The organism is Pseudomonas sp. CNPSo 3701 (genome assembly GCF_028674975.1).
GTDB classification, from domain to species: domain Bacteria; phylum Pseudomonadota; class Gammaproteobacteria; order Pseudomonadales; family Pseudomonadaceae; genus Aquipseudomonas; species Aquipseudomonas straminea.
Window position 1 is genome coordinate 154665 of sequence record NZ_JAQZSI010000005.1, and the last position, 21869, is coordinate 176533.

The 21869-nt window shown below is 63.2% G+C and carries 23 protein-coding genes and 1 pseudogene; 7 read left to right on the top strand and 17 right to left on the bottom strand.

Annotated features, from left to right (window positions below; all coding sequences use genetic code 11):
- Positions 1-39: 39 nt before the first annotated feature.
- The 4 genes from PVA39_RS17345 to mpl are packed head-to-tail and all read right to left on the bottom strand — an operon-like array spanning position 40 to position 2761.
- Complete coding sequence (locus PVA39_RS17345) at positions 40-333, bottom strand: YceK/YidQ family lipoprotein (RefSeq protein WP_274125125.1); 294 nt, start codon at positions 331-333, stop codon at positions 40-42.
- On the bottom strand, positions 326-958 hold the full coding sequence (gene ubiX / locus PVA39_RS17350) for a flavin prenyltransferase UbiX (protein WP_274125126.1): 633 nt from the start codon (positions 956-958) through the stop codon (positions 326-328). Before ubiX ends, PVA39_RS17345 begins: the two co-directional genes overlap by 8 nt.
- On the bottom strand, positions 945-1394 hold the full coding sequence (locus PVA39_RS17355) for a hypothetical protein (protein ID WP_274125127.1): 450 nt from the start codon (positions 1392-1394) through the stop codon (positions 945-947). The genes ubiX and PVA39_RS17355 overlap by 14 nt, the downstream gene beginning before the upstream one ends.
- Before the next feature lie 5 nt (positions 1395-1399).
- Positions 1400-2761, bottom strand: a complete 1362-nt coding sequence (gene mpl / locus PVA39_RS17360; protein ID WP_274125128.1) for a UDP-N-acetylmuramate:L-alanyl-gamma-D-glutamyl-meso-diaminopimelate ligase — start codon at positions 2759-2761, stop codon at positions 1400-1402.
- 229 nt (positions 2762-2990) lie between these two features.
- Here mpl and PVA39_RS17365 point away from each other — a divergent pair, with 229 nt between their 5' ends.
- The 3 genes from PVA39_RS17365 to ppa all read left to right on the top strand — a co-directional run bounded on the left by PVA39_RS17365 (position 2991) and on the right by ppa (position 4948).
- Positions 2991-3446 carry a GNAT family N-acetyltransferase gene (locus tag PVA39_RS17365; protein WP_075931613.1) on the top strand — a complete coding sequence of 152 codons (456 nt, stop codon included), beginning with the start codon at positions 2991-2993 and terminating at the stop codon, positions 3444-3446.
- Positions 3447-3512: 66 nt separating this feature from the next.
- Complete coding sequence (locus tag PVA39_RS17370) at positions 3513-4382, top strand: zinc-dependent peptidase (RefSeq protein WP_274125129.1); 870 nt, start codon at positions 3513-3515, stop codon at positions 4380-4382.
- 38 nt (positions 4383-4420) lie between these two features.
- Entirely contained in the window at positions 4421-4948 is a 528-nt protein-coding gene (gene ppa, locus PVA39_RS17375) for an inorganic diphosphatase (protein ID WP_070887203.1), read from the top strand.
- A gap of 61 nt (positions 4949-5009) precedes the next feature.
- Here ppa and PVA39_RS17380 read toward each other — a convergent pair whose 3' ends face one another.
- From PVA39_RS17380 to murJ, 8 genes are all read right to left on the bottom strand, one after another.
- On the bottom strand, positions 5010-5771 hold the full coding sequence (locus PVA39_RS17380) for an SDR family NAD(P)-dependent oxidoreductase (RefSeq protein WP_274125130.1): 762 nt from the start codon (positions 5769-5771) through the stop codon (positions 5010-5012).
- 250 nt (positions 5772-6021) lie between these two features.
- Positions 6022-6768: a dienelactone hydrolase family protein gene (locus PVA39_RS17385; RefSeq protein WP_147176916.1), complete on the bottom strand. Its 747-nt coding sequence runs from the start codon at positions 6766-6768 to the stop codon at positions 6022-6024.
- 149 nt (positions 6769-6917) lie between these two features.
- A complete protein-coding gene (gene ispH, locus PVA39_RS17390) occupies positions 6918-7862 on the bottom strand; it encodes a 4-hydroxy-3-methylbut-2-enyl diphosphate reductase (RefSeq protein ID WP_274125131.1) in 945 nt (314 codons plus the stop codon).
- Positions 7863-7973: 111 nt separating this feature from the next.
- Positions 7974-8411, bottom strand: coding sequence for an FKBP-type peptidyl-prolyl cis-trans isomerase (locus tag PVA39_RS17395; RefSeq protein WP_093505438.1), 438 nt, complete (start codon positions 8409-8411; stop codon positions 7974-7976).
- Positions 8404-8910: a signal peptidase II gene (gene lspA, locus PVA39_RS17400; protein WP_093505440.1), complete on the bottom strand. Its 507-nt coding sequence runs from the start codon at positions 8908-8910 to the stop codon at positions 8404-8406. The genes PVA39_RS17395 and lspA overlap by 8 nt, the downstream gene beginning before the upstream one ends.
- A 30-nt stretch (positions 8911-8940) precedes the next feature.
- Positions 8941-11775: an isoleucine--tRNA ligase gene (gene ileS / locus PVA39_RS17405; protein WP_274125132.1), complete on the bottom strand. Its 2835-nt coding sequence runs from the start codon at positions 11773-11775 to the stop codon at positions 8941-8943.
- On the bottom strand, positions 11772-12722 hold the full coding sequence (gene ribF / locus PVA39_RS17410) for a bifunctional riboflavin kinase/FAD synthetase (RefSeq protein WP_274125133.1): 951 nt from the start codon (positions 12720-12722) through the stop codon (positions 11772-11774). The genes ileS and ribF overlap by 4 nt, the downstream gene beginning before the upstream one ends.
- A gap of 107 nt (positions 12723-12829) precedes the next feature.
- The gene (gene murJ / locus PVA39_RS17415; protein ID WP_274125134.1) at positions 12830-14374 is read right to left on the bottom strand and encodes a murein biosynthesis integral membrane protein MurJ; all 1545 of its coding nucleotides are present in this window, start codon (positions 14372-14374) and stop codon (positions 12830-12832) included.
- Between the two features lie 259 nt (positions 14375-14633).
- Between murJ and rpsT the strand changes: the two genes are divergently transcribed.
- The 3 genes and pseudogenes from rpsT to PVA39_RS23520 all read left to right on the top strand — a co-directional run bounded on the left by rpsT (position 14634) and on the right by PVA39_RS23520 (position 16709).
- The gene (rpsT, locus tag PVA39_RS17420; protein ID WP_070882692.1) at positions 14634-14912 is read left to right on the top strand and encodes a 30S ribosomal protein S20; all 279 of its coding nucleotides are present in this window, start codon (positions 14634-14636) and stop codon (positions 14910-14912) included.
- 171 nt (positions 14913-15083) lie between these two features.
- Positions 15084-15623: pseudogene (locus PVA39_RS23515) on the top strand (MCP four helix bundle domain-containing protein); the annotation flags it as partial.
- Between the two features lie 30 nt (positions 15624-15653).
- Entirely contained in the window at positions 15654-16709 is a 1056-nt protein-coding gene (locus tag PVA39_RS23520) for a methyl-accepting chemotaxis protein (RefSeq protein WP_443200978.1), read from the top strand.
- Positions 16710-16733: 24 nt separating this feature from the next.
- Here the strand turns inward: PVA39_RS23520 and PVA39_RS17430 are convergent, their stop codons facing one another.
- From PVA39_RS17430 to rplU, 5 genes are all read right to left on the bottom strand, one after another.
- Positions 16734-17198 (bottom strand): CreA family protein, encoded by a 465-nt coding sequence (locus PVA39_RS17430; protein ID WP_147176936.1) that lies wholly within the window; start codon positions 17196-17198, stop codon positions 16734-16736.
- 17 nt (positions 17199-17215) lie between these two features.
- On the bottom strand, positions 17216-18334 hold the full coding sequence (gene proB, locus PVA39_RS17435) for a glutamate 5-kinase (RefSeq protein ID WP_027909435.1): 1119 nt from the start codon (positions 18332-18334) through the stop codon (positions 17216-17218).
- 99 nt (positions 18335-18433) lie between these two features.
- Entirely contained in the window at positions 18434-19657 is a 1224-nt protein-coding gene (cgtA, locus tag PVA39_RS17440) for an Obg family GTPase CgtA (RefSeq protein WP_274125136.1), read from the bottom strand.
- Between the two features lie 225 nt (positions 19658-19882).
- On the bottom strand, positions 19883-20140 hold the full coding sequence (gene rpmA / locus PVA39_RS17445) for a 50S ribosomal protein L27 (protein WP_013789841.1): 258 nt from the start codon (positions 20138-20140) through the stop codon (positions 19883-19885).
- A gap of 38 nt (positions 20141-20178) precedes the next feature.
- Positions 20179-20490 carry a 50S ribosomal protein L21 gene (gene rplU, locus PVA39_RS17450; RefSeq protein ID WP_013789840.1) on the bottom strand — a complete coding sequence of 104 codons (312 nt, stop codon included), beginning with the start codon at positions 20488-20490 and terminating at the stop codon, positions 20179-20181.
- Between the two features lie 273 nt (positions 20491-20763).
- Between rplU and PVA39_RS17455 the strand changes: the two genes are divergently transcribed.
- Positions 20764-21732 (top strand): polyprenyl synthetase family protein, encoded by a 969-nt coding sequence (locus PVA39_RS17455; RefSeq protein WP_093505583.1) that lies wholly within the window; start codon positions 20764-20766, stop codon positions 21730-21732.
- Positions 21733-21869: the final 137 nt, after the last annotated feature.

Below are 21869 nucleotides of genomic sequence, written 5' to 3' on the forward strand. Positions count from 1 at the left end.
GCAACCCATCAAAAACCACCCGCGCCCGATCAAAGCACCCTACCCGCCCCCAGTTACCTGCAACCCAATCCCCAGCGCCTTGGCAAGCGACAGCGGCAACAGCAAGGTATCGAGCAAGGCGCTGGCCGGCAGATCGACGCCGGCGTAGCGCGGCGCCTCGGCACCGAAGCGCTCCACTGGGCAGCAGCCGCCCTGCAGCGCGTACCAGTCCAGCCGAGTGCCGGCATATACCACCGGCGCGCCCGGTTTGTTGGCATCCAGCGTGCGCGCGGTGGCGCAGCCGCCGAGTTGTAGGCAGGCGAGCAGCAGGAGCCAGCCGGCGTACTTATTCATCGCCACTGTTGAGATGATGCTCGCCCCAGCGCGGCAGCATATCCTGGGGGATATTCAGGCAGTTGAGGATGCGCGCGACGATGAAGTCGACCAGGTCATCCACAGTTTGCGGCTGGTGATAGAAGCCCGGCGAGGCCGGCAGGATGGTCACGCCCAGGTTGGAGAGCTTGAGCATGTGCTCCAGATGAATGCTCGAATAGGGCGCCTCGCGCGGCACCACAATCAGTTGGCGGCGCTCCTTGAGGGCCACATCGGCGGCGCGCTCGATCAGGTTGTTGCAGGCACCGGTGGCAATGGCCGACAGGGTGCCGGTGCTGCACGGCACCACCACCATGGCCGACGGCGCGCCGGAGCCGGAAGCCACCGGCGCCATCCAGTCCTCTTTTCCGTACACGCGAATCTGCCCGTCGGTGGCGCCGGTGTATTCGGTCAGAAAGGCCTGCATGGCCTGGGGCTTGGCTGGCAGGCTGACGTCCGTCTCGGTGGCCATCACCAGTTGCGCAGCTTTGGAGATCAGAAAGTGCACTTCCCGATCCTCGCGTACCAGGCAATCGAGCAGGCGCAGCCCGTACTGGGCGCCCGAGGCGCCGGTCATAGCAAGGGTGATACATTCAGGGCCGCTCATCTATAAGCTCCTTGGGAAGGGATCGGGCTCTGGCTTGCAGCAGGCCGCCAAACAAAGCAAACAGGTTGATGCCCAGGTAGATACTCCCCCCGAGTACGTCTTCACTATGGTCCCGCAGGCTGTCGATCAGCAGGTAGATGCCCCATAACACCACGCCACCTTGCAGCCACAAGCAAAGGCGCACCAACCGAGGCGTGCCCCAGCGCACCAGCAAGAAACACAATATGGGGGCATAAATGATAAGCAAGGCGGGAATCGCGATCGCCTCCAGGAACATATCCGGTTTCATGATCACAAGGCCGAACGTGCTCACCACGACAAAACCGGTATAGAGCAGATTGGGCAGCTGATAAAACCACCGCAGACCGCGAGTCCCGGGCATTGCCTCTGCAACAGTCGAACTGCTGGGCGGGCGATAGGGATTGAAGTCGCTCATGTCCACTAGCTCGGCGCAGCCTCCAGCGCATTGGCCAGCTTGCCGTGCAAGCCGCCAAAACCACCGTTGCTCATGATCACCACCTGGGTGCCGGGGCGTACCCGCGCCTTCACGCCATCGATGATGGCCTCCAGGGAATCGCACACCTGGGTGGGGTTAGTGGCACCGGCAACCGTGGCCGCCAGATCCCAGCCCAGGTTCGGCGGCGCGTACCAGAACACCGCATCGGCCTGCACGGCTGACTCGGCCAGGCCATCACGGTGGGCGCCGAGCTTCATGGAGTTGGAGCGCGGCTCGATGATCGCAATGACCTGTTCGTCACCAACCCGCTTGCGCAGGCCGTCAAGGGTGGTGGCGATGGCGGTCGGGTGATGGGCGAAGTCGTCATAGACTGTCACGCCCTTCACCTCGGCGACCTTTTCCATGCGCCGCTTGGCATTGATGAATTTGCCCAGCGCCTCGATGCCCAGCGCCGGCACCACGCCGACATGGCGCGCCGCCGCCAGCACGGCCAGGGCGTTGGCGACGTTGTGCTGGCCGGTCAGTTGCCAGTCCACCACGCCTTCGACCTTGCCGTCGAAGCTCACCTCGAAGCGCGAGCCATCGGCGCTGAGCAGGCGCGCCTGCCATTGCCCGCCTTCACCCGTGGTCTGCACGGGCGTCCAGCAGCCCATCTGGATCACCCGTGCCAGAGCGGTTTCGCTGGCCGGATGGATGACCAGGCCTTCGCTGGGGATGATCCGCACCAGGTGATGGAACTGCCGTTCGATGGCGGCCAGGTCCGGGAAGATGTCCGCGTGGTCGAACTCCAGGTTGTTGAGGATCGCGGTGCGCGGGCGGTAGTGCACGAACTTGCTGCGCTTGTCGAAGAAGGCGCTGTCGTACTCGTCGGCCTCGACCACGAAGAACGGCGTGTCGCCCAGGCGTGCGGAAATCCCGAAGTTCTGCGGCACGCCGCCGATCAGGAAGCCCGGCGCCATGCCGGCATGCTCGAGCACCCAGGCCAGCATGCTCGAGCTGCTGGTCTTGCCATGGGTGCCGGCCACCGCCATCACCCAGCGGCCCTGCAGCACGTGGTCGGCCAGCCACTGCGGGCCGGACACATAGGGCAGGCCCTTGTTGAGCACGTATTCCACCGCCGGATTGCCACGGCTCATGGCGTTGCCGACCACCACCAGATCGGGCGCCGGCTGCAGGTGCGCCGGGTCGTAGCCCTGCATCAGCTCGATACCCTGGGCTTCGAGCTGGGTGCTCATCGGCGGGTAGACGTTGGCATCGGAGCCGGTGACGCGATGGCCCAGCTCCTTGGCCAGCACCGCAAGCGAGCCCATGAAGGTGCCGCAGATGCCGAGAATGTGGATATGCATGAAAACCTCGAGAACAGGCGCGCCTGGAGGCGGCGAGCCGCGTGAAAACATGGCCGCAGATTAGCACAGCGGCGCCTTTCGCCGTGCCTGCCCGGTAGGGCGAAACGAGCGCTGCGAATGGCACCCCGCCGCACGGTAAAGGCTCTGCCCCGCTGGCTTTAGGGCGAAAACTGCACTTTAATCGAAACGCCTGCCGTCTCCACCCGACAGCCAAACGAGGCCCTCGCCCATGCGCATCGTGCAAGCCACCCTGGAGCACTTGGATCTACTCACCCCGCTGTTCGTTCGCTACCGCGAGTTCTATGGCGAAAGGCCGTTCCCCGACTCCTCACGCAAGTTCCTGGAAACCCGCCTAAAGCGCGACGAATCGGTGATCTACCTGGCCCTGGCCGACGACGATGACAAGCTGCTGGGCTTCTGCCAGCTGTACCCGAGCTATTCGTCGCTGTCGCTCAAGCGCGTGTGGATCCTCAACGACATCTTCGTCGCCGAGGACGCGCGCCGCCAGCTGGTCGCCGATCGCCTGCTGCAGACCGCCAAGAAGATGGCCAAGCAGACTCAGGCCGTGCGCATGCGCGTGGCCACCAGCCGCGATAACGAGGTGGCGCAGAAGGTCTACGAGTCGATCGGCTTCGTCGAGGACGAGCAGTTCAAGAACTACGTGCTGCCCATCAACAGCGAGTAACGCCTGGGCGCTTGCGGTCGGCGGACGGGCTGTTAAGGTGACGCGTCTTTCAATCGAGCCGTTTTCATGTGGTCGTTTAGCGCCTGGCGCCGTCGTCGCCTCCTCTCCCGTAATCCTATCAGCGCCAGCAGCTGGGCCACGGTGCGCCAGCGCCTACCGATTCTCGACGGCCTCAGTGCAGAAGAAGAGCAGCTGCTGCGCGAGCGCGCCGTGCTGTTTCTGCATGCCAAGCATCTGACCACCCTGCCCGGCCTCGAGCTGGACGCCGAGGATCGCCTGGCCCTGGCGACACTCGCCGAACTGCCGCTGCTGGGCCTGGCCGACCTGAACTGGTACCAGGGCTTCCACGAGGTGATCCTCTACCCGGACGACTTCGTCAGCCCGCAGCGCCACCGCGACTCCGGTGGCATCGAACACGAATGGGACGGCGAACACAGTGGTGAAGCCTGGCAGCAGGGCCCGGTGATTCTCGCCTGGCCGGGCGTGCAGGCCAGTGGCGGCTGGGAAGGCTACAACCTGGTGATCCACGAGCTGGCCCACAAACTGGACATGCTCGGCGGCGATGCCAACGGCCTGCCGCCGCTGCACAGCAACATGGACGTGAAGCAGTGGGCCAGCGCCATGCAAACGGCCTTCGACAGCCTGAATGCCGAGCTGGATGCCGACGAGGACGCGCAAACCGTCATCGACCCCTATGCCGCGGAAAACCCTGCCGAGTTCTTCGCGGTGACCAGCGAATACTTCTTCAACGCGCCGGATCTTCTCGACGAGGCCTTTCCCGCGGTCTACGAGCAATTGCGCTTGTTCTACCGGCAAGACCCTTTGGCACGTTTGCGCCGTCTGCAGGTCGAACACCCGGACTATCAGCAACCCACGCCCGCGGCTGCCGATACGACAGATGGCTGTAATGGCAACGACGCGGGAATCCACCTATAATCGCGCCACTTTTTTTGGCGCACATCAGGGAGTCACCCATGAGCTACAGCAAGGTTCCGGCCGGTAAAGACCTGCCGAACGATATCTACGTCGCTATCGAGATCCCGGCCAACCACGCGCCGATCAAATACGAAATCGATCACGACACCGACTGCCTGTTCGTCGACCGTTTCATGGCCACCCCGATGTTCTACCCGGCCAACTACGGCTTCATCCCGCACACCCTGGCCGACGACGGTGACCCCCTCGACGTGCTGGTCGTGACCCCGTACCCGGTCGCTCCAGGCTCGGTGATCCGCGCCCGTCCGGTCGGCGTGCTGCACATGACCGACGAAGCCGGTGGCGACGCCAAGCTGATCGCCGTCCCGCACGACAAGCTGACCACCATCTACAAAGACGTTCAGGAATACACCGACCTGCCTCCGCTGCTGATCGAGCAGATCAAGCACTTCTTCGAGAACTACAAGGATCTCGAGAAGGGCAAGTGGGTCAAGGTCGAAGGCTGGGGCAACGCTGACGCGGCCCGCGCCGAGATCACCAAGGCGGCTGCTGCTTATCAAAAGTAAGCACAACCTGCCTAAGGAAAGCCGGCCACAAGCCGGCTTTTTTATTGCCTGTAGAAAAGCCTCAGCCCAGTTCTCGGGCTTCGTTGAGCATGATGGCGTCGGAGGCGGTGTAGGCTCCGTCCACCGCGATGCTGGTGCCGGACACGAAACTGGCGCGGTCCGACAACAGGAAGGCGACCACGCCGGCCACTTCCTCAGGCTTGCCATCGCGCCCCAGGGGCGTGACTGCCGCTGAGCCGGACGACGCGCCGGTGGTCATGTCGGTCTGGATCCAGCCCGGCGCCACGGCGTTGGCGCGGATGTTACGCGGGCCGAAGTTGCACGCCAGGCTCTTCGCCAGGTTGACCATCGCCGCCTTGGAGGCGGCATAGGCCATGCTCGCATAGGCGCCGGAGAAGGCGTCGGTCGAGGAGATCAGCACAATGGAGCCGCCAGACTCGATCTGCGCTTGCAGGGCCAGGGTCAGGCGCAGGGTCGAGGTGACGTTGACTTCCAGGGTGCGATCCCAGGTGCTCATCTCGTAAGCGGCGAAGTTCTCGAACTCGATCATCCCGGCGTTGTGCACGATGCCGTGCAGACGAACGCCCTGCAGCTCCTCGGCCAGCCGCGTCTGATCGTCGCGCGAGCCGGCATCGTAGCGGTGCAGGGTCACGCGGCGGCCGAGCTGTTCGGCAAAGCCGAGCAGGCCCTCTGCAGCTTTTGCATCACTGGCGTAGGTGGCGTGCAGATCGTAGCCATCGCGCAGCAGCAGTTCGGCAATGGCCCGGCCAATGCCGCGTGAAGCACCGGTTACCAGCACGACGGGGGCAGATTGTGTGGGCATGGTTATTTCCTGGGTCTGTGATTTGACTGAGATAGTCTTTCAACCTAATTAACCCAGTGAACTTCATGCCATGGCGCTTTGCAAGCGAATAACCAAATTTGTGATTTAAATGTGATTTAAAAACTGATCTACTTGTAAACGAGTGATTGCCAGCAAGCGAAATCAGAAAAAATGGACGTGGCGCCAATAGGTGCTAAAGGCAGGCGTTCACCACCGCCGCCAAGGCGATGGTGAACGTGAGTGCAGCAGGTCAGGCGTTCTTGTCGCCCAGGGTACGGCCGAAGAACGCCAGCATTTGCTTCCAGCCGTGCTCGGCGGCTTGTTCGTCGTAAACCGGAAAGTCCGGCTTCATCCAGCCGTGCTTGGCCGGGTAGGTTTCCGAGCTGAAGGGCACGCCGGCATCACCGAGCGCTTTCTCGAAACGCTCGGCCATTTCCGGCGGGTAGCTGCCGTCGTTCTCGGCCGCGGCGATATACACCTCGGCCTGCAATACCGGCGCCGCGCGGTGCGGACTGTCGGCGGCGTCGGTGGCCAGGTTGCCGCCGTGGTAGCTGGCGATGGCCGCGAAACGCTCGGGGCGTGCGCCCGCCGCGGCGATGGCCATGCCGCCGCCCATGCAGAAACCCACCGCGCCGATGCGCTTGCCCTGCACATCGCCACGACTATCGAGGTAGCCGATGTAGGCATCGATGTCGGCCGCAGCCTTGGCGTTGCCGGTGGTGGCCATCAGCGGCCCGACGACGGTACGGAAGTCTCCCTTGAACACTTCCTTGGGATCGAACGGCCCGTAGGCGCCATAGCGGTAATACATATCCGGCAGCAGCACCACGTAGCCGGCGTTGGCCAGGCGCTCGGCCATGCCCAGCACACCCGGACGGATGCCGACAGCATCCATGTAGAAGATGACCGCCGGGCCGCCCTGCCCGCTGGCGGGGGTGAACACGTGGGCCGGGCACTGGCCGTCCGGCGTGGTGATGACGATTTGCTCGTGAGCCATATTGATCCTCCGGTTGGATGCTTGCCGCCAGCACTAGGCGCTGGCGGCATGACTAGATATTGGTCAACAGAATGGCCATCGAGTGCCGCACTCGACAGCGCCCACAAAAAAGCCAGGGTATCTGCCCTGGCTTCTCTGCACCGCCTGCTTCACACCGCCTTGAGCCGCAGCTCCTTGGGCATGGAGAACGTCACGTTCTCCGGGCGGCCGTCCAGTTCCTGGACGTTGCTGGCGCCCCACTCGCCCAGTTTGTCGATTACGCCACGCACCAGCACTTCCGGTGCCGAGGCGCCGGCGGTGATGCCGATGCCATTGGCGCCGTCGAACCACTCGCGCTTGAGATCCTCGGCGCCGTCGATCAGATAGGCCGGGGTGCCCATACGCTCGGCAAGCTCGCGCAGGCGATTGGAGTTGGAGCTGTTCGGGCTGCCGACCACCAGCAGGACGTCGCACTCGTCGGCCAGTTGCTTGACCGCATCCTGGCGGTTCTGGGTGGCGTAGCAGATGTCGTCCTTGCGCGGCCCGCCGATGCTGGGGAAGCGCGCGCGCAGAGCGTCGATGACCTTGCTGGTGTCATCCATCGACAGCGTGGTCTGGGTGACGAAGGCGAGATTTTCCGGATCGCGCACCTGCAGCTTGGCGACGTCGTCCTCGTCCTCGACCAGATAGATGGCACCACCATTGCTGGCGTCGTACTGGCCCATGGTGCCTTCGACTTCCGGGTGGCCTTCATGGCCGATCAGGATGCATTCGCGGCCGTCGCGGCTGTAGCGCACCACTTCCAGGTGTACCTTGGTGACCAGGGGGCAGGTGGCGTCGAACACTTTCAGGCCACGATTGGCGGCTTCGTTGCGCACCGCCTGGGACACGCCGTGGGCGCTGAAGATGACGATCACGTCATCGGGCACCTGATCCAGCTCTTCGACGAATACCGCGCCACGGTTGCGCAGGTCCTCGACCACGAATTTGTTGTGCACCACTTCATGACGCACGTAGATCGGTGGGCCGAACACCTCGAGGGCGCGGTTGACGATCTCGATAGCGCGGTCGACACCTGCGCAGAAACCGCGGGGATTGGCGAGTTTGATTTGCATGGCACGCTCGGCACGGAAAGCTTGAGTGGAGAGTCTATCCCGTGAGCCGCGATGGGCTCATGGGATAGACAGCGCGTTCACGAGTAATGTCCGCCTGCGACTGACGCCCGGTCAGATCGCCTGCACGTCGATGATCTCGACGTCGAAGGTCAGCGTCTTGCCGGCCAGCGGGTGGTTGAAGTCGATGGTCACCTGGGCGTCGTCGAACACCTTGACCACGCCTGGCAGCTCGGTGTTGGCGGCGTCGTTGAAGATCACCAGCAGGCCTTCGGACAGTTCCATGTCCTGGAACTGCGAGCGCGGCATCACCTGCACGTTCTGCGGGTTGTGCTGGCCGAAGCCCTGCTCGGGCTCGACGGTCAGGCTGCGCTTGTCGCCCGCCTTGAAACCGTAGAGCGCGGCTTCGAAGCCCGGCAGCAGGTTGCCATCTCCGACCTTGAAGGTGGCCGGCTGCTTGTCGAAAGTGCTGTCGACCACATCGCCGTTATCCAGCTTCAGCGCGAAGTGCAGGGTCACCTGCCGATCCGGGCCGATACGTACATCAGTCACGTGCCACCTCTTCTTCAGGCTTCTTGCTCTTGAACATATCCAGCGCCAGCAGGACAGCGCCTACTGTGATGGCGCTGTCGGCGATGTTGAACGCCGGGAAGTACCAGCTGCTCTGCCAGTGCACCAGAATGAAGTCGACCACGTGGCCGAAGATCACCCGATCAACCAGATTGCCCAGCGCACCACCGAGCACCAGGGCCAGGCCGACGGCCAGCCAGGTTTCATCGGCCTTGAGGCGTTTCATCCATACCACCAGTACCACGCTGACCGCTACGGCGATCAGGGTGAACAGCCAGCGCTGCCAGCCGGACGCACCGGCCAGGAAGCTGAAAGCTGCACCGGTGTTGTAGGCCAGGGTCCAGTCCAGCACATTGGGGATCACGGTGATGCGTTCCCACATCTGCAGGTTGTTGTCGAACCAGAACTTGGTGACCTGGTCGATCACGAACACCACGACGCTGAGCCACACCCAGCCGAGCTTGCCGAAACGGGCGCTCATTGATTCATCTCCGCGATGCGGGCCAGGGCGTTACGCATGGTGGCGCACCTCACCCGAACCTTCGATGTTGCTGATGCAACGGCCGCACAGCTCCGGATGCTCGGCGTGAGTACCGACATCAGCGCGCAGGTGCCAGCAACGACCGCACTTGGCGTGGGCGGATTTGACGATTTTCAGCTTCAGGCCTTCGACTTCGGTGACCACCGCATCGGCCGGCGCATCGCTCAGCGGTGCGGTGGCGGCAGCGGAGGTGATCAGCGCGAAGCGCAGTTCGTCGCCGAGCTTGGCCAGGTCATCACGCAGGGCGTCGTCACCGAACAGGGTGACTTCCGCCTGCAGGCTGGCGCCGATGGCCTTGCTCGCGCGCAGGTTCTCCAGCTCCTTGTTGACCGCGCCCTTGACCGCCATGACGCGCTCCCAATAGGCGTTGTCCAGTTCGAAGCCTTCCGGCAGACGGGCCAGGTTCTCGTACCAGGTGGCCAGCATCACCGACTCGGCGCGCTCGCCCGGCAGGAACTGCCAGATTTCCTCGGCAGTGAACGACAGAATCGGCGCGATCCAGCGCACCAGCGCTTCGCAGATGTGGAACAGCGCGCTCTGGCAGGAACGGCGGGCGACGCTGTCCGGCGCGGTGGTGTACTGGCGGTCCTTGATGATGTCCAGATAGAAGCCGCCCAGCTCCTGCACGCAGAAGTTGTGCACCTTGGAGTAGACGTTCCAGAAGCGGTATTCGCCGTAGGCTTCGGTCAGCTCGTCCTGCAGACGCGCGGTGGCGTCGACGGCCCAGCGGTCGAGATCGAGCATCTGCTCGACCGGCAGCAGGTCGGTAGCCGGGTTGAAACCATTGAGGTTGGCCAGCATGAAACGCGCAGTATTGCGGATGCGCCGGTAGGCGTCGGCGCTGCGCTGCAGGATCTGGTCGGAAACCGCCATCTCGCCGGAGTAGTCGGTGGAAGCCACCCACAGGCGCAGGATGTCGGCGCCCATGCTGTCGATCACCTTCTGCGGCGCGACCACGTTGCCGAGGGACTTGGACTGCTTGCGGCCCTGCTCGTCGACGGTGAAGCCGTGGGTCAGCAGTTCCTTGTACGGCGCGTGGCCGTCGATGGCGCAGCCGGTCAGCAGGGACGAGTGGAACCAACCGCGGTGCTGGTCGGAGCCTTCCAGGTACAAATCGGCAACCGGGCCGCTGCTGTGCGCCAGCTCGGCGTGGGAGCCGCGCAGCACGTGCCAGTGGGTGGTACCGGAATCGAACCAAACGTCCAGGGTGTCGCGGCTCTTGTCGTATTGATCGGCCTCGGCACCGAGCAGCTCGGCGGCGTCCAGCTTGAACCAGGCTTCGATGCCCTCCTGCTCGACGCGCTTGGCGACTTCTTCCATCAGCTCGACGGTGCGCGGGTGCAGCTCGCCGCTCTCCTTGTGGGTGAAGAACGGGATCGGCACGCCCCAGTTGCGCTGACGCGAGATGCACCAGTCCGGACGCCCGGCGATCATGCTGTGCAGGCGGGCCTGGCCCCAGGCCGGCACGAACTTGGTGTCTTCGATGGCCGCCAGAGAGCGCTCACGCAAAGTGCCGCCCTCCTTCGGCTTGCTGTCCATGCCGACGAACCACTGCGCGGTGGCGCGGTAGATCAGCGGCGTCTTGTGGCGCCAGCAGTGCATGTAGCTGTGGCTGATGGTGGCGTGTTTGAGCAGCGCGCCAACTTCTTCGAGCTTGGCAACGATCGCCGGCGTGGCTTTCCAGATGAACTGGCCGCCGAAGAACGGCAGCGAGTCCACGTACACACCGTTGCTCTGCACCGGGTTGAGAATCTCGTCATTGCTCATGCCGTAGCGCTTGCAGCTCTGGAAGTCGTCCTCGCCATAGGCTGGCGCGGAGTGGACGACACCGGTGCCGGCACCCAGCTCGACGTACTCGGCCAGGTACAACGGCGACAGGCGGTCATAGAACGGATGACGGAAGTTGATCAGCTCCAGCGCCGAGCCCTGGGCGGTGGCGACCACCTGGCCTTCGAGGCCGAAGCGCTGCAGGCAGCTCTCGACCATTTCCTCGGCAAGCAGCAGCAGGCGGTCGCCGACGTCCACCAGCGCGTAGGTGAATTCCGGGTGCACGTTCAGCGCCTGGTTGGCCGGGATGGTCCAGGGCGTGGTGGTCCAGATAACGATGGCGGTCGGCTTGCTCAGGCTGGCCAGGCCAAAAGCGACGGCCAGCTTGTCGGCATCTTCGACCGGGAAGGCCACGTCGATGGCTTCGGATTTCTTGTCCTGGTACTCGACCTCGGCCTCGGCCAGCGCCGAGCCGCAGTCGAAGCAGAAGTTGACCGGTTTGAGGCCCTTGAACACGAAGCCGTTCTTGACCATTTCCGCCAGGGCGCGGATCTCGCCGGCCTCGTTGGCGAAGTTCATCGTCAGGTACGGGTTGTTCCAGTCACCCAGCACACCGAGGCGGATGAAGTTGGCCTTCTGCTCCTCGACCTGCTCGGCCGCATAGGTGCGGCAACGCTCGCGGGTCAGGTCGGCCGGCTGGTTCTTGCCGAAGGTGGTCTCGACCTTGTGCTCGATCGGCAGGCCATGGCAGTCCCAGCCCGGCACATACGGCGCGTCATAGCCGGCCAGGGTCTTGGAACGGGTGATGATGTCCTTGAGGATCTTGTTCAGCGCGTGACCGATGTGGATGCTGCCGTTGGCATAGGGCGGGCCGTCGTGCAGCACGAATTTCGGGCGGCCTTCGCCAGCCTTGCGCAGCTTTTCGTAGAGACCAATATCAATCCAGCGCTGCAGGGTCTGCGGCTCGCGTTGCGGCAGGCCAGCCTTCATCGGGAAGGGAGTGTCGGGCAGGTTCAGCGTGGCTTTGTAATCGGTCATGTCGGGCTCTTCATCAGCGGTTGGCGCTGCCAGTGGTCGCGGGCAGCGGCAATGTCGGCCGCAATGGCCGTCTTCAATGCCTCGAGCGAGGCGAAACGCTGCTCATCGCGCAGCTTGTGGTGGAAAGCCACCGTCAAACGCCGGCCATACAGGTCACCGGCAAAATCCAGCAGGTGCACCTCGAGGTGGGCGCTGCCGTCACCGGCCACGCTGGGGCGCACACCGATATTGGCAACGCCCGGCCATGGCTGGCCGTCTATCTCGACACTGACCAGGTACACCCCGGTCAGCGGTACACGTTTGCGCTTGAGCTGCACGTTGGCGGTCGGCGCATTGAGCTGACGACCGAGCTTCTGGCCGTGCAGCACCCGCCCGACGATGCGGAACGGGCGGCCCAGCATGCGCTCGGCAACGGCGAAGTCGCCGCTGGCCAGGGCTGCACGCACCCGCGTGCTGCTGACGCGCTGCCCATCGATCTCCACGGTCTTGGCCGCTTCGACAGTGAAGCCTTCACGCTGCGCGGCCTCGGCCAGAAAAGCGAAGTCACCGGCGCGGTCGCAGCCGAAGCGGAAATCGTCGCCTACTTCCAAGTGCAACACACCGAGCCCATCGATCAGCGCACGCTGCACGAACTCCGCAGCGCTGAGCTCACGCAGGCGCGGGTTGAAGGTCAGGCACAGCACCCGATCAACACCTTCGGCGGCCAGCAGGGCGAGCTTGTCGCGCAGCCGGCTCAGACGTGCCGGCGCGCCTTCGGGGTCGAAGTATTCACGCGGCTGCGGCTCGAACAGCACTACGCAGCTCGGCACGCCCAGCTCTGACGCGCGCTCACGCAAACGCGCCAGAATCGCCTGGTGGCCACGGTGAACGCCGTCGAAATTACCGATAGTGGCGACACAGCCCCGATGCTGGGGCCGCAGATTATGAAGGCCTCGAACCAGCTGCATAACGCGCTTCTTGCTCACAAAGTGGCCAATTATACGCACAGCGGCCGGCGCCGGGTAGCGGATACGCCGCGCTCATTTGGCGCTGCCAGTCAGCGCCGTACCGCCCATCAGGCAATCGAACGGCGGGAGAAGTCGCGCAGACGGAATCCCAGGATACCCAGCACCGCGAAATAGCTCAGCGCACCGGCTGCGACCAGTGCACCAAGGCGCAGCAAGCGGGCCAGCATGTTGCCCTGACTCCAGTCCGGCATAAGCCAGAGCATGCCGACCAGCACCACAACCATCACCAGCACCGCAGCCAGCAGCTTGCTGGCGAACATCGCCCAACCCGGTTGTGGCTGGTAGAAGCCGCGGACGCGTAGCTTCCAGAACAGCAGGCCGGCGTTGATGCAGGCCGCCAGGCCAATGGCCAGCGCCAGGCCGGCATGGGCCAGGGGGATGACGAAGATGAACAGCACATTCATCACCTGGGTCATCAGCAGGGTGAACATGGCGATGCGCACCGGCGTGCGAATGTCCTGGCGCGCATAGAAGGCCGGCGCCAGCACCTTGACCAGCAGCATGCCCAACAGGCCCAGCGAGTACGCCAGCAGAGCACGCTGGGTCATCTCGGCGTCGGTGGCAGTGAAGTTGCCGTACTGGAACAGCGACACCACCAGCGGCTCGGACAGCAGCGCCAGCGCCAGGGCACAGGGCAGCGCCAGCAGGATACACAGGCGCAGGCCCCAATCGAGCAGTTTCGAGTAGGCGGCCGGGTCCTCGGCGGCGTGGGTCTTGGCCAGCGAAGGCAGCAGAATGGTACCCAGAGCGACGCCTAGCACCCCGGACGGCAGCTCCATCAGGCGGTCGGCGTAGTACATCCACGACACGGAGCCGGCGACCAGAAAGGAGGCGAAGATGGTGTTGATGATCAGCGAGATCTGCGCCACCGACACACCGAGGATCGCCGGGCCCATCTGCCGCAGCACGCGCCACACGCCACTGTCGCGAAGATTCAGGCGCGGCAGCACCAAGAGGCCGATCTTGCGCAGGTGAGGCAGTTGATAGAGCAGCTGCAACAGGCCGCCGACCAGCACGGCCCAGCCCATGGCCATGATCGGCGGGTCGAAATACGGGGTCAGGAACAGCGCGAAAATGATCATGCTGACGTTCAGCAGGGTCGGCACGAAAGCCGGCACGGCGAAACGGTTCCAGGTATTGAGCAGCGCGCTGGCGAACGACGACAGGGAGATCAGCAGAATATAAGGAAAGGTCACCCGCAGCAGATCGCTGGTCAGCTCAAAGCGCTCGGGGTTGTCGCTGAAACCGGGTGCCGAGGCCCAGACGATCCAGGGCGCGGCCAGCACGCCGAGCAGGGTCACCAGGGCGAGAATCAGCGTCAACTGACCGGCGACATAAGCCACGAAGGTGCGGGTTGCTTCTTCACCCTTCTGCGTCTTGTATTCCGCCAGAATCGGTACGAATGCCTGGGAAAAGGCGCCCTCGGCGAAAATGCGGCGCAGCAGGTTGGGCAGCTTGAAGGCCACCACGAAGGCATCCGAGGCGATCCCCGCACCGAAGATCCGGGCCATGATGGTGTCGCGCACGAAACCCAGAACCCGCGACAACATGGTGATGGAACTGACGGCGGCCAGCGACTTGAGAAGATTCATTCGGCAGGGATGCTCAATCGGCAATTACGGGATCGAATTCGGCGCGCGCAGCACACGCCAGCAACAGACCGCGCCGACACACGAAGGTGCGACGACGCCAGTGCGGCCGGGAGTGTAGAATCGCCGACGCGATAAAGCATCCTTCGCGTCGCATGCCCGACGACGACTGACGCAGTATCGACCTTGACAAGTGCCGCGCTCGCCTGCATGATTCGCGGCCTTATTTGTCAGTAACCCCTAGTTTTCGAGGAGCTTGACGGTGGCCAATACACCTTCTGCCAAAAAACGCGCAAAACAGGCTGAGAAGCGTCGTAGCCATAACGCCAGCCTGCGCTCCATGGTTCGTACCTACATCAAGAACGTAGTCAAGGCTATCGACGCCAAAGACCACGAGAAAGCACAAGCTGCTTACGTTCTGGCTGTGCCTGTTATCGACCGTATGGCCGACAAAGGCATCATCCACAAGAACAAAGCCGCTCGTCACAAGAGCCGCCTGAACGGTCACGTCAAAGCACTGAGCCAAGCTGCAGCTGCCTAAGCGTACCGCTTCATGAGAAACCGGCCTCAGGGCCGGTTTTTTATTGCCTGCAGAAAAGCACCTCCACGCCCAAACCGCCCAACCCACCAGAGCCATTCAAGCCACAAGCGAAGCGGCCGATATCCAGACCGATAGCGCAAACACCTGCGCGCGACCGGAAGGAAACGAGTCATGTGGTTGAGAGGTTTGGACATTGGCAAACGTGCCAGCCTGGCGTTCGCACTGCTTGCAGCAATCGTGCTGGGGCTCGGAATTTTCTCGCTGTCGCAGATGAATCGTATGGACGATGCCGCGGACGAGCTGCGCGACAACTGGCTGCCCTCGCTGATGGCCGGCGAGGGAATCAGCAACGGCATCAGCCGCCTGCGCGCCCTCACGCTACGAGTGACAATACTGAGCAATGAAGGCGACCGGCAGAGCACACTCACCCTCCTCGACGAGCTCGCCAAAACCATACCGGGCCAGTTCGATGCTTACATCCCACTGATCAGCGGCCCCAACGAGCAACAACTGTACGACCAGCTGCGTAGCGCCTACGAAAGCTACGCCAATGTGCAACAACAGGTTGTGAATGCCGTGCGCAACGACCGCCCAGGCGATGCCGTGAGCCTGATCAACGGGCCACTAGTGGGCCTCGCCGACGAACTGGCAGCGTCCATCACCCAACTCGCCAACTTCAACAACGCGGGCGCGAAGCAATCGACCGACACCAGCCAGAGCGCCTTCAACAGCGCAGTGGCGATGGTCATCGCCACCCTGGCTGCCAGTCTTGTCGTCACTATCATTCTGGCCCTGGTACTCACCCGGAGCATCGTGCAGCCACTGGGCGAGGCCCTCAATGTTGCCGACGTTATCGCCTCTGGCGACCTGACCCAACGTATCCAGATCCGCGGCAGCGACGAGCCGGCACGCCTGATGGGCGCCCTGCAGACCATGCAGAAGAATCTGCGCGGGGCGATCCAGAGCATCGCCGACTCCTCCAACCAGTTGGCCTCTGCTTCCGAGGAACTGCACGCGGTAACCGAAGACTCCACGCGCGGCCTGCACCAGCAGAGCACCGAAATCGATCAGGCCGCCACAGCGGTCAATGAGATGACTGCCGCCGTGGAGGAAGTGGCGCGCAATGCGGTGAGCACCTCGGAAGCCTCGAAGGAGTCCAACACCACCGCACTACGCGGCCGCGAGCAGGTGCGCGAAACCGTCGACTCGATCAGCCAGCTGACCCGCGACGTCACTGACACGTCCGGGGAAGTGGAACGCCTGGCCGAACAGATTCGCGAAATCAGCAAGGTGCTCGACGTGATCCGCTCGATTGCCGAGCAGACCAATCTGCTGGCCCTCAACGCAGCCATCGAAGCAGCACGCGCCGGGGAAGCCGGCCGTGGCTTTGCGGTGGTTGCCGATGAAGTACGCGCCCTCGCCCACCGCACGCAGCAGTCGACCCAGGAAATCGAAGGCATGATCGGTGGCATTCAGAGCGGCACCGAGAAAACCGTGACTGCCATGCAGCACAGTAATCAGCGCGCCCATTCGACCCTTGAGGTCGCCAAGGCCGCCGGCAGCGCCCTGGAGCAGATCACCAAAGCCATCGCCATGATCAACGAGCGCAACCTGGTGATCGCCAGCGCCTCGGAAGAGCAGGCTCAGGTGGCGCGGGAGGTCGACCGCAATCTGGTGAACATACGCGACCTGTCGCTACAGACCTCGGCCGGCGCCAACCAGACCAGCGCCTCCAGCCAGGAGCTGTCGCGCCTGGCCGTGGACCTCAATGCACTGGTGACGCGCTTCAAGATCTGATGATCGGCGGCGAAGACCCTCGACTCAGCTACCTTTCGGCCAAGGCAGGATCGGAATAGCAGTTACTGCGTTCTGCGGACTGCCTTCAATGATGCGGTCGCTATAGACCAGATACACCAGAGTGTTGCGCTTCTGATCGAAGAAGCGTACGACCTGCATCGTCTTGAACACCAGCGAGGTACGCTCACGAAAGACCTCATCGCCATCCTTGAGCTCACCAGCAAAGCTGATCGGGCCGACCTGACGGCAGGCGATCGAAGCTTCGGCGCGATCCTCGGCCAAGCCGAGACCACCCTTCACGCCACCGGTCTTGGCCCGCGACAGGTAGCAGGTAACCCCTGAAACCTTGGGATCATCGAAGGCCTCGACGACGATCTTGTCATTGGGGCCCAGCCACTTGAATACCGTGGAAACCTGGCCGATCTCCTCGGCCATGGCACCCAGCGGCAGTGCTATCAGCGTCACAGCAACCAACAGAAGCTTACGCATCGCCACCTCCCAGAAGATCAGACCAGAATCAGATTGTCGCGGTGTACCAACTCTGGTTCGTCGACATAGCCGAGCAGGCGCTCGATCTCGTCCGACGGGCGACCGATGATCTTCTGCGCCTCCAGGGCACTGTAGTTGACCAGACCACGCGCCACCTCACGACCATCCGGCGCCACGCAAATCACCATCTCGCCGCGGCGGAAGCTTCCCTGCACGGCCTTCACGCCAACCGGCAGCAGGCTCTTGCGGTCGGAGACCAGCGCCTTGACCGCGCCATCGTCCAGCACCAGGGTGCCGCGGGTCTGCAGATGCCCGGCCAGCCACTGCTTGCGCGCCGCCAGCATGCCGCGCTCGGGCACCAGCAGAGTACCGAGCAGCTCGCCCGCCTTGAGGCGTGCCAGCACCTGCTCGATGGCGCCACCAACGATCACCGTGTGAGCACCGGAACGAGCAGCCAGGCGCGCCGCGCGCAGCTTGGTCTGCATGCCGCCACGCCCCAGGGCACCACCCACGCCACCGGCCACGGCGTCGAGCGTCGGGTCGTCGGCACGGGCTTCGTGGATCAGCTGGGCATCGGGGTTGTTACGCGGGTCGGCATCGAACATGCCGTCGCGGTCGGTAAGAATCACCAGCAGATCGGCTTCCACCAGGTTGGCCACCAATGCGGCCAGGGTGTCGTTGTCACCGAAACGGATGCCCTCGGTGACCACGGTGTCGTTCTCGTTGATCACCGGCACCACGTCGAGGTCGATCAGGGTTCGCAGGGTGCTGCGCGCATTGAGGTAGCGCTTGCGGTCGGACAGGTCATCGTGGGTCAGGAGGATCTGCGCGGTGCGCCGACCATGCTCGCCGAAGCTCGACTCCCAGGCCTGCACCAGGCCCATCTGACCAATGGCGGCAGCCGCCTGCAGCTCGTGAACGGCACTCGGGCGCGCCGTCCAGCCCAGACGGCTCATGCCCGCCGCCACGGCACCGGAGGAAACCAGCACCAGCTCGACGCCCTGCGCCCGCAGCGCAACCATCTGCTCGACCCACACCGCCATGGCGCCACGGTCGAGCCCCTTGCCATCGGCGGTCAGCAAGGCACTACCAATCTTCACGACCCAGCGCTGCGCACCACTTACCTTGTCACGCATGTTTTCCAACCCCAGCCAGAAGCACATTTTCGCAAGCCGTCACCGGCGGCAACGGCCAAACCTACAAAAACGCCGCTAAAAAGCGGCGTCTGTCGTCCATCAATCCCGGACGTAAATGATTTCCGGGCCGTCCTCGTCGTCTTCCTCATCCCAAAAGCTGTCGTCCTCGTCGACGTCGCCCACTGCCCGCACACCGGAGCGGCGCAGCGCACGCTTGTCGTCCAGCGCCTGCAGCTGGGCACGCGCCTCATCTTCGATGCGCTGGTCGAGCTCGGCAAGCTCGGCGGCGTATTCGGGGTTCTCCTGAATACGCTCGGCGCGCGCTTCGAGGAAATCCATGATGTCGTAGCACAGCTGCTCGGTGCCTTCTCGCGCCAGAGAGGAAACCACGTAGACCGGGCCTTCCCACTCCAGCCGCGCAACGATCTCGGCGATGCGCTGCTCCTTCTCCTCATCGAGGATCTGGTCGGCCTTATTGAGCACCAGCCAGCGCTCGCGATCGGCCAGCGCCGGGCTGAACTTGGTCAGCTCGGCGACGATAGTGGCCGCGGCCTCGGCCGGATCGGTCTGATCCAGCGGCGCCATATCCACGAGATGCAGCAGCAGGCGGGTACGCGCCAAGTGCTTGAGGAAGCGAATACCCAGGCCAGCACCTTCGGAAGCACCTTCGATCAGCCCCGGAATGTCGGCGACCACGAAACTCTTGTAGCGGTCGACGCTGACCACACCCAGGTTCGGCACCAGGGTGGTGAACGGGTAGTCGGCGACCTTCGGCTTGGCAGCCGACACCGCACGAATGAAGGTGCTCTTGCCAGCGTTCGGCAGACCGAGCAGACCGACGTCGGCCAGTACCTTCAGCTCCAGCTTGAGATCACGAGCCTCGCCCGGCTTGCCGGGCGTGGTCTGGCGTGGCGCACGGTTGGTGCTGGACTTGAAGCGGGTGTTGCCCAGACCGTGCCAGCCGCCCTGGGCGACCATCAGGCGCTGACCGGCCTGGGTCAGGTCGCCAATCACTTCCTGGGTACCGGCATCGATGACCGTGGTGCCGATCGGCACCGGCAGGATCAGGTCTTCACCCTTGGCGCCGGTGCAGTCGGTGCTGCCGCCCTTCTCGCCATTGGGCGCCTGGAAACGGCGGGTATAGCGGTAATCCACCAGGGTATTGAGGTTGGCCATGGCCTCGATGTAGATCGAGCCGCCATCGCCACCATCACCGCCGTTAGGGCCGCCGTTCTCGATGAACTTCTCACGACGGAAGCTCATCATGCCGTTGCCACCATCGCCGGCCTTTACAGAAATCGATACTTCATCGACGAATTTCATGGGGTACACCTCCCGCCATAATCGCGGGTCACTGAAACAGAAAACACCGGGTGCTTGCGAAATTGCCCTGAAACCACCCGCGTCAACCCAGGACAGTTTGGCAAGAACCCACAACCCTGCACGCCTGCCACAAGCCGAATCGGACGAAGCGGCAAACCGGGCGCAACAGGATACAGAAACAAAAAAGCCCCGTCGCAGGACGGGGCTTTTCCAGCAACTTCGCGATTAGGCCGCGACGACGCTTACGTAACGGCGACCGAAGGCACCTTTTACTTCAAACTTGATCACGCCTTCGATTTTCGCGAACAGGGTGTGATCCTTGCCCATGCCAACGCCGTAGCCAGCGTGGAACTGGGTGCCGCGCTGACGCACGATGATGTTGCCAGGAACGATTTTCTGGCCGCCATACATCTTCACGCCAAGGCGTTTGGCTTCTGAGTCGCGACCGTTGCGGGTACTACCGCCAGCTTTTTTGTGTGCCATGAGTTCAATACTCCTATAAAGGGCTCAAGCGAAATGAATCAGGCCTGAATACCGGTGATTTTGATCTCAGTGAACCACTGACGGTGGCCCTGACGCTTCATGTGGTGCTTGCGGCGACGGAACTTGATGATGGTCACTTTATCGTGACGGCCTTGGGAAACGACTTCAGCCGAAACCTTGGCACCTTCGACGACAGGAGCGCCGATGGTGACGTCATCACCGTTGCCAACCAGCAACACGCGATCGAAAGTCAGAGCTTCGCCAGCGGCCAGCTCCAGTTTCTCGACCTTGAGGAATTCGCCTTCGGTGACTTTGTATTGCTTGCCACCAGTAACAATTACTGCGTACATGGTAAATCTCCGTTGATCCTGCTCACCCAGCGCTTTATAGGAATAACTGTTGGCTGGCATGGCTGCTCGGGGCCGGATGGACACCCGTGCAATTGCGTAAGGCAGGGAAATACCCAGGGGGAAGTTCAGGGTGCGCGATTGTACGCAAGCCTCTTCAGCAGCGCAAGCGCCGCCTGCCATCGCCTTGACAGCCCCCACCCTGCCCCCTAGCATGCCGCGCAAACTAGGGCCTATTAAGGCCGATAGTGCCTGTCCAAGGAGCTTATGTCGCTGATGCAACCCCAGACTTTCTACAGTGTGGTAGCGGATGATTTCGCCGCTGTTGACGGCATTATCCGTCAGCAAGTGGTGTCCCGCGTCCCGCTGGTCGAGAAGATCGGCGACTACATCATATCCGCTGGCGGCAAGCGCCTGCGCCCGCTGCTGGTACTGCTCAGTGGCAAGGCGCTGGGCCTGAACGACGAGCGCCTGCGCCTGCTGGCTGCCACCATCGAATTCCTGCACACCGCCACCCTGCTGCACGACGACGTGGTCGACATGTCCGACATGCGCCGTGGCCGTAGCACCGCCAATGCCCAGTGGGGCAACGCACCGAGCGTGCTGGTCGGCGACTTCCTCTATTCGCGCTCGTTCGAAATGATGGTCGAACTCGACTCGATGCCGGTGATGCGGATTCTCTCCAAGGCCACCCGGGTGATCGCCGAAGGCGAAGTGCTGCAGCTATCAAAGATTCGCGACGCCAGCACGACCGAAGAAACCTACATGGAAGTCATCCGCGCCAAGACCGCCATGCTGTTCGAAGCTTCGACCCAGAGCGCCGCGGCACTGGCCGAAGCGAGCGCCGAGCAGAACGAAGCGCTGCGCCTGTTCGGTGATCACCTGGGTGTGGCCTTCCAGCTGGTCGACGACCTGCTCGACTACAAGGGCGATGCCGCCACTCTGGGCAAGAACGTCGGCGACGATTTGGCCGAAGGCAAACCCACCCTGCCGCTGATCTACACCATGCGCGAAGGCAACGCCGAGCAGGCTGCCCTGGTGCGCAAGGCGATTCAGAAAGGTGGCCTGGAAGACCTGGAAAGCATCCGCGAAGCCGTGCAAGCCGCCGGCGCTCTGGACTACACCGCCAATCAGGCACGCCAGTACGCCGAGCGTGCCATCGCCTGCCTGGAAGTGCTGCCGGCCAGCGTCTACCGCGACGCCCTGGTCGAGCTGAGCCACTTCGCCGTGGCCCGCACGCACTGACCACTCAGGCATCGCATCACAAGAAGCCCGTCCCCACGACGGGCTTTTTTATGCCCCCCCTTTCCACTCCGTCAGCCACGCTATCGACGAGCGGTACGATTAAACCTTGCCATTAACGTAATAAGAATTATTCTCAC